The following is a 7599-nucleotide window of genomic DNA, read 5'->3' as shown; positions in this document are numbered from 1 at the left end:
CGGCTTGCGGCGCTGCTCGGCGGCGCGGCGCAGCGCCGCCCAGGCGCCGCGGTCGTGGATGCGCAGGCGCTCGAAGGCGAAGCCGCGCCCGAGGCCCGGCGCGATGTCGAGCGCCATCTGCGCGGCCTCGATCAGGAAAGTGCCGCTGCCGCACATCGGATCGACGAGGGCCTCGTCCGGCTGCCAGCCTGTGAGGCGCAGGATGCCGGCGGCGAGGTTCTCCTTCAGCGGCGCCTCCACCGCAGCAGGCTTGTAGCCACGCTTGTAGAGCGGCTCGCCGGTGGTGTCGACATACAGCGTGGCGGTGTCGACGGTGAGGAACAGGTGGATGCGCACCGCCGGGTCGGCGGTATCCACGTTCGGCCGCCGTCCGGCCACCGTGCGGAAGTGGTCGCACACCGCATCCTTCACCCGCAGGGTGATGAACTCGAGGCTCTTGAGCGGCGACTTCTGCGCGGTGACGTAGATGCGGATGGTGTCGTCGGCGGTGAACCACTTCGCCCAGGTGACGCTATAGGCGAGCTTGTAGATGTCGACCTCGGCGCGATAGCGCCCCTGCCCCACCCGCCACAGCACGCGGGTGGCTAGCCGGCTCTCGAGGTTGGCGCGCCGGCAGGCGTCCCAGTCGCCCTCCCAGCTCACCCCGCCATGCACCGCGCGCGCCGCGCGCGCGCCGAAAGTCACCAGCTCTTCGGCCAGCAGCGCCTCGAGGCCGCGCGGGCAGGGGGAAAAGAAGGTTTCGGCCATGTCGGGCTCCGGGCGGACAAAAACGGATTGTACCTAGTGGGCCCATGCGCCGCAGCGCGAACCCCGGGAAGCCGACAAAACGCGGCCCCGCAGGCATGCGATGCCGGTCGGGGCCGAAGCGTCCCGGGCCGAAGGGATGGGCGGCCCGGACGAGGGAGAGGAGATGGCGGGCCCGCTCAGGGATGCCCGGACTTGCCCGCCTTGACGTCGTGGTACCACTGCTCGTGGTGCTCGCGCGCCCAGGTCTCGTCGACGTAGCCGGTCTTCATCGACTCGTAGGCGCCTTCGGCGCCGAGCGTGCCCATGTAGATGTGGCCGAAGGCCAGCCCCAGCATCAGGATGGCGCCGATCGCATGCACGATGTTCGCGGTCTGCATGTCGGCACGGCTCCAGTCACCCAGGTTCGGGAAGTCCATGATCAGGCCGGAGATCGCCACGGTGAGGCCGAGGAAGGTGACGCCGAACCAGAACCAGGTCTTCTCGCCGAAGTTGAAGCGCCCCGAAGGCACGTGGCTGCCGTCGAGCAGGCCGCCGGCGCGGCGGATCCACTGCGCGTCGATCGGCCGCCAGACGTTGTCGCGCAGGAAGGCGAAGAACATCAGCACCACGAAGACCCCGAACAGCGGGCCGACGTAGTTGTGCACCAGCTTGCCGGCGTTGAGCAGCAGGCCCAGCCCGCCATGGCCGATGAGCGGCAGCAGCACGTGCTTGCCGAACAGGATCGCCACTCCGGTGACGGCAAGCAGCAGGAAGCTGATCGCCGTGCCCCAGTGCACGAAGCGCTCGAAAGCCGAGAAGCGCAGCATCTTGCGCCCGGTCTTCTGCCCGTGCAGCTTCATCGTGCCCTTGACCAGCCAGAACAGCAGGATGGCCGAAGGCACGAGAATGAGCAGCCAGCCGCCGTAGAGCGTGACCGGGCCGTTGCGAAGCTGGCGCCAGGTGTTGCCCTCGCTCTGGATCAGCACACCGGCCTCGGGGCTGCGCGAGAGGGTGAAGTGCTCCTCGCCCGAGCGCACCGCGCGCCACACCGGCGCGTTGTTGAGCGGGCGCTCGACCTGGCGCTCGGCCTGCTCCGCCGCGGTACTGCCGTGCTGCGGCGCTGCCGCCTGCAGCGGCAGCGCCGTCGCCCACAGCATGAGCGCGAGCAGCAGCACGGCGAGCCAGCCACCGCGCTGCCCCCGCATCGCGTGTGTCGTCATGACGATCTCCTCACTGGATGCGGTTGTACTCGTTCTGGCCGCGGGAACGCTCCTTGAGCGCCTTCTCCCAGGCCGCGCGGTCGCCCTTGAACTCGCCGCCTTCCCAGGGGCGTGCGTCGGTCTTGCCGCGGTACTGGCCCTGCTCGTACACCGTGACCTGCGGCACCTCGCTGCAGGCCGACAGGCCGAGCAGCGCAGCGCCGGCCAGCGTCGCGAGCGCGATCGACTTCAGCTTGCCGGTACTCATGACTGCCCCTCCCGCTTGCGTTCCTGCTTGCGTTCCTGCTTGCGCTCACCGCCGCCGTAGGCCGCATCCCAGCCCCACACCTCGGCGCCAGTGCCGCGGCGCAGCACGCGCTCGCGGAAGATGTTGGCCACCACGTCGGCGTCGCCGGCGATCAGCGCCTTGGTCGAGCACATCTCGGCGCACAGCGGCAACTTGCCCTGGGCGAGGCGGTTGGAGCCGTACTTCTCGTACTCGGCGGCCGAGCCGGTCTCCTCGGGGCCGCCGGCGCAGAAGGTGCATTTGTCCATCTTGCCGCGCGCACCGAAAGCCGCCGGGCCGTTGGGGAACTGCGGCGCGCCGAACGGACAGGCATAGAAGCAGTAGCCGCAGCCGATGCACTTGTCCTTGTCGTGGAGCACCACGCCGTCTTCGGTCTTGTAGAAGCAGTCGGTCGGGCACACCGCCATGCAGGGCGCGTCCGAGCAGTGCATGCAGGCCACCGAGATCGAGCGCTCGCCCGGCACGCCGTCGTTCATCGTCACCACCCGGCGGCGGTTCACGCCCCAGGGCACCTCGTGCTCGTTCTTGCACGCGGTGACGCAACCGTTGCATTCGATGCAGCGCTCGGCGTCACAGAGGAATTTCATGCGTCCCATCTTTTACTCTCCTCGTCCTCAGGCCTTGCTCACGCGGCACAGGGTGGTCTTGGTTTCCTGCATCATGGTCACCGAGTCGTAGCCGTAGGTGGTGGCGGTGTTGACCGCCTCGCCGCGCACGACCGGGGCCGCACCCGCGGGGTAGAACTCGAGCATGTCCTTGCCCTGCCACCAGCCGGAGAAGTGGAAGGGCAGGAAGACCGTGCCCGGCGCCACGCGCTGGGTGACCTGCGCGCGCACCTTGAGCCTCGCCTTGGTGGGCGACTCGACCCAGATGTACTCGCCATTGCGGAAGCCCGCGTCGTTGGCGTCCTTCGGGTTCACCTCGGCGAACATCTCCTGCTGCAGCTCGGCCAGCCAGGGGTTGGAGCGGGTCTCCTCGCCGCCGCCCTCGTACTCGACCAGGCGTCCGGAGGTCATCACCAGCGGGTAGTCCTTCGAGATGTCCTTCACCTTCTCCTGCATCGACTTGTACAGGGTAGGCAGGCGCCAGAACTTCATCTTGTCGTCGTGGGTCGGGTACTTGGCGACCAGGTCCGGGCGCGGCGAGTAGATCGGCTCGCGGTGCTGCGGGATGGGGTCGGGGAAGTTCCACACCACCGCGCGCGCCTTGGCGTTGCCGAAGGGGTGGCAGCCGTGGTTCTTCATGGCCACGCGGATGATTCCGCCCGAGGGGTCGGTCTTCCAGTTCTTGCCCTCGGCAGCGGCCTTCTCGGCGTCGGTGAGCTCGTCCCACCAGCCCAGTTTCTTCAACAGCACGTGGTCGAACTCGGGGTAGCCCATCTGCAGGTCGGCGCCCTTGGAGGCCGAGCCCGCGCCGGCGAGCAGCGACACACCGTCCTTCTCCACGCCGAAGTTGGCGCGGAAATTGCCACCGCCGTCCATCACGTGCTTGGAGGTGTCGTAGAGGTTGGGCGTGCCGGGGTGCTTCATCTCGGGCGTGCCGTAGCACGGCCACGGCAGGCCGAAGTACTCGCCGTCGCAGGGGCCGCCCACCGCCTTCAGCGTCTTGACGTCGAAGGTGTGCATGTTCTTCATGTGCAGCTTGAGGCGCTCGGGCGACTGGCCGGTGTAGCCGATCGTCCAGGTGCCGCGGTTGATCTCGCGCAGCGTGTCCTCGATGCTCGGCTCGTCCCAGCCCTGGGCATCCTTCTCGAGCTTGATGTTCTTCACGAACTGCTCGGCCCAGCCGAACTTCTTCGCGAAGGCGTACATGATGGTGTGATCGGGCTTGGACTCGAAGAGGGGCTCGATGACCTTCTCGCGCCACTGGATCGAGCGGTTCGACGCGGTCGCCGAGCCGTGGGTCTCGAACTGGGTGCAGGCCGGCAGCAGGTACACGCCGTCCTTCCGCACCATCGCCGCCATCGCCGCGGTGGCCGACGGATAGGGGTCGATCACCACCAGGGTGTCGAGCTTCTTCATCGCCTCGACCATCTCGGCGCCGCGCGTCTGCGAGTTGGGCGCATGACCCCAATACACCACCGCGCGCAGGTTGCCGGCGGGCTGGTCGATGAGGTCCTTGTTCTCGAGCACGCCGTCGATCCAGCGCGACACGGTGATGCCGGACTTCTCCATCAGCTCCTGCGAGACGTAGCGACCCTTGACCCACTCGTAGTCCACGCCCCACACGTTCGCCCAGTGCTTCCACGAGCCGGTGGCGAGGCCGTAGTAGCCGGGCAGGGAGTCGGGGTTGGGGCCGACGTCGGTCGCGCCCTGCACGTTGTCGTGGCCGCGGAAGATGTTGGCGCCGCCGCCCGACTTGCCGATGTTGCCGAGCGCGAGCTGCAGGATGCAGGAGGCGCGCACCATCGCGTTGCCGATCGAGTGCTGGGTCTGGCCCATGCACCAGACGATGGTGCTCGGGCGGTTCTCGGCCATGGTGCGGGCGGCGAGCAGCATCTGCTCCGCGGGCACACCGCAGGCTTCTTCCACCTTGTCCGGCGTCCACTTGGCGAGCACTTCCTCGCGGATCTTGTCCATGCCGAACACGCGGTCGTCGATGTACTGCTTGTCTTCCCAGCCGTTCTGGAAGATGTGGTACAGCAGGCCGAACAGGAAGGGAACGTCGGTGCCGGAGCGGATGCGGATGTACTGGTGGGCCTTGGCCGCGGTGCGGGTGAAGCGCGGGTCAACGACGATCATCTTGGCGCCGTTTTCCTTGGCGTGCAGGATGTGCAACAAGGACACCGGGTGCGCCTCGGCCGCGTTCGAGCCGATGAACAGCATCGCCTTGGCGTTCTGCATATCGTTGTAGGAGTTCGTCATCGCGCCGTAGCCCCAGGTGTTCGCCACGCCCGCCACGGTGGTGGAGTGGCAGATGCGCGCCTGGTGGTCGGTGTTGTTGGTGCCCCAGAAGGAGACGAACTTGCGCAGCAGGTAGGCCTGCTCGTTGTTATGTTTCGACGATCCGATGAAATACACCGCGTCGGGGCCGGACTCCTCGCGGATCTTCAGCAGGCGGTCGCCGACCTCGTTGAGCGCCTGCTCCCACGAGATCTTCTGGTACTTGCCGTCGACCAGCTTCATCGGATACTTCAGGCGGTATTCACCGTGGCCATGCTCGCGCAGCGCGGCGCCCTTGGCGCAGTGCGACCCGAGGTTGATCGGCGAGTCGAACACCGGCTCCTGATGCACCCACACGCCGTTGCGCACCACCGCGTCGGCGGCACAGCCCACCGAGCAGTGGGTGCACACGGTGCGGCGGATCTCGGCCTTGCCCTCGGCGCGCGACACGCCCGCGGGCGCCGCGGCGTCGGCGGCGCCGATGAAGTTGTAGGGCAGCTGGGTGGCGAGCGCGCCGGCGCCCACGCCCAGGCCGGAGCGCTTCAGGAAGGCGCGGCGGTCCATGGTCTGGCCGAGCTGGCGCGCGGCGGCGCCGCGCAGGCGACGCGCGCTGGTGGCGGCGGTCGCGGATTTCTTCGTCAACATCCTCGCGTCCTCCTCAGATCCGCGTCGTGCGGTAGTAATTGCGCATGTGCTCGCTCACGCCCTGGTCGGCGACCTCGCGGCGCGCCTCCTCGACCACCTTGGCGGTGACAGGCGACGCCTGGGCGGCGGTCGCGGCCAGCGTGGCGGCGCCAGCGGCACTGCCGGCACCGATCGCGGCCAGGAAGTTGCGGCGCGACAGCTTGGTGTTTTCGTCCTTCATCCTCGCTCTCCCCTCATTCGCGGCGCAGGCGCCCGCCCGCCCCGCATCGTGTCCATGGCGGCCGCGCTCAGCGCGCTTCCGCCTCCAGCATGTCGAACGCCTCGCGCTCGATGTCCATGAAGGCCGCCAGCAGGCCGCCGACCTTCGCGTAGAAATCCGCCCCCGGCGCCGCCGCAAGCGCGCCGGCGAACTGCGCGTACCAGGGCGCGAGGTGGCGGCCGAAGAAGCGCCGCTGGCGCGCCAGCCCCGCGTCGTCCGGCCCGGTCAGCACCAGGTGGCGCATGACCTCGGCGAGTGCGGCGATGTGGTCCTCGGTCTCGGTCACGCCCGCGCGGCGGCCCAGGCCGAGTTCGGCGAGGTCGTCGCGCAGCTCGGCGAGCGGCTCTTCCTGCAGGAAGCCGGTCAGGTACCAGGAGCCGTTGCACATCACCTCGGGCTTGCCGACGCTGACGAACAAGGCGTCGAACTCCTCGGCCACCGCCTGCAGCGGCATCGTCTGCGCCGCCGCGCCCAAAGCGGCCCAGGCACGCGGCAGCTCGCCGCCCTCGCCGCCGAGCGTCCGCCCCGCCTGCGCGAGCGCCGCGAGCAGCGCAGCGTCGGGCGCGGCGTGGAACAGACGGGCGATCAGCGCGTAGTGCTCGGCGCGCGCGCGGTCCTCGTCCGACCAGGTCGGCTGGGGCTGGATGGAAATGCTGGCGTTCGCGGCTGCGCTCATTCGGAGTCGTTCATTCAGTGAGGTCCCAGGCCTTGACGGCCGTTTCGGCCTTCATCATGTCGATCACCCGGCAGTCGGCGCACATGCGCAGGCGCGCGCGCTCGGCCTCGCCGGCGAACATGGCGTGGCCGGACAGGCGGGCGATCATGGATTCGATCAGCGGCGCGGCGCCCATGGCCTTGCCGCAGGCGGTGCAGTGGAAGATGTCGGCTTCGCGCAGGGCGCGCGCGCGGCGCGCACCTTCGGTGCCGTACTCGCCCGGCAGCAGGCGCGGCTCGAGCGTGATCGCGGACTCCGGGCAGGACGCCTCGCACAGGCCGCACTGCAGGCAGTTCTTCTCGACGAACTCGAGGCGGTAGGCGTCGCTGGCGGCGCGCAGCGCGCCCGCCGGACAGGCGCCGGTACAGGACATGCACAAGGTACAGGCGTCGGATGCGATCACCTGGCCGAAGGGTGCGCCCGCGTTGAGCGCGATCGCCGCCGGCAGGCCCGCAGGCGTGGTCGTGGCAGGCGCGTGGGCGACCAGATGGCGGAGCGCGAAGTCCAGCGTCTCGCGCTTCTTCGCCAGCAACCGGAAACGCGCGGGTTCGGCGACGGTCATCGCCGGAGCCCAGTCGTACAGTGCGCGCTCGAGCGCCTGCCAGTCGTCGGCGTCGGCCTCGATCACGCGCAGGTGTTCGCCGCCGTAACCCAGGGCGGAGAGGATGGCCTGGCCATGACCCGCCTGCGCCTCGAGCGGCGCGGCGTCGTGGCTGCCGGCGGCGAGCACCGCCACCTGGCAGGCGCCGAGCGCGAGGCTGCCGAGCATCAGGTCCAGCCCGACCGCGTCGGCGCTCCACACCTCGACCGGGATCACCCGCGCCGGCAGGCCGCGGCCGCGGCGCGCGAGGCGGGCGATCGCGGCG

General features: G+C 69.4%; 8 protein-coding genes. All 8 read right to left on the bottom strand.

The features are described from left to right. Nucleotides 1-747, bottom strand: a 747-nt coding sequence (locus C665_RS16995; protein ID WP_004323746.1) for a THUMP domain-containing class I SAM-dependent RNA methyltransferase, incomplete at its 3' end; no start/stop codon positions are given. Between the two features lie 176 nt (nt 748-923). After that, nucleotides 924-1946: a formate dehydrogenase subunit gamma gene (locus C665_RS16990; protein WP_004323745.1), complete on the bottom strand. Its 1023-nt coding sequence runs from the start codon at nt 1944-1946 to the stop codon at nt 924-926. Nucleotides 1947-1956: 10 nt separating this feature from the next. Continuing rightward, nucleotides 1957-2193, bottom strand: coding sequence for a hypothetical protein (locus C665_RS16985; protein WP_004323744.1), 237 nt, complete (start codon nt 2191-2193; stop codon nt 1957-1959). Next, nucleotides 2190-2828, bottom strand: a complete 639-nt coding sequence (fdh3B, locus tag C665_RS16980) for a formate dehydrogenase FDH3 subunit beta (RefSeq protein ID WP_004323743.1) — start codon at nt 2826-2828, stop codon at nt 2190-2192. Before fdh3B ends, C665_RS16985 begins: the two co-directional genes overlap by 4 nt. 18 nt (nt 2829-2846) lie before the next feature. Continuing rightward, the gene (locus C665_RS16975) at nt 2847-5759 is read right to left on the bottom strand and encodes a formate dehydrogenase subunit alpha (protein WP_004323742.1); all 2913 of its coding nucleotides are present in this window, start codon (nt 5757-5759) and stop codon (nt 2847-2849) included. Between the two features lie 13 nt (nt 5760-5772). Beyond that, the gene (locus C665_RS16970) at nt 5773-5979 is read right to left on the bottom strand and encodes a twin-arginine translocation signal domain-containing protein (protein WP_004323741.1); all 207 of its coding nucleotides are present in this window, start codon (nt 5977-5979) and stop codon (nt 5773-5775) included. Between the two features lie 67 nt (nt 5980-6046). Continuing rightward, nucleotides 6047-6694, bottom strand: a complete 648-nt coding sequence (locus C665_RS16965; protein WP_004323740.1) for a TorD/DmsD family molecular chaperone — start codon at nt 6692-6694, stop codon at nt 6047-6049. Between the two features lie 10 nt (nt 6695-6704). Continuing rightward, the coding region (locus C665_RS16960) for a 4Fe-4S dicluster domain-containing protein (RefSeq protein ID WP_004323739.1) at nt 6705-7599 on the bottom strand (895 nt) is incomplete at its 5' end.

It is taken from the genome of Thauera aminoaromatica S2 (genome assembly GCF_000310185.1).
GTDB lineage: Bacteria > Pseudomonadota > Gammaproteobacteria > Burkholderiales > Rhodocyclaceae > Thauera > Thauera aminoaromatica.
The sequence above is the reverse complement of the archived record's forward strand: the minus strand, read 5'-3'. Positions and strand labels throughout refer to the sequence as shown.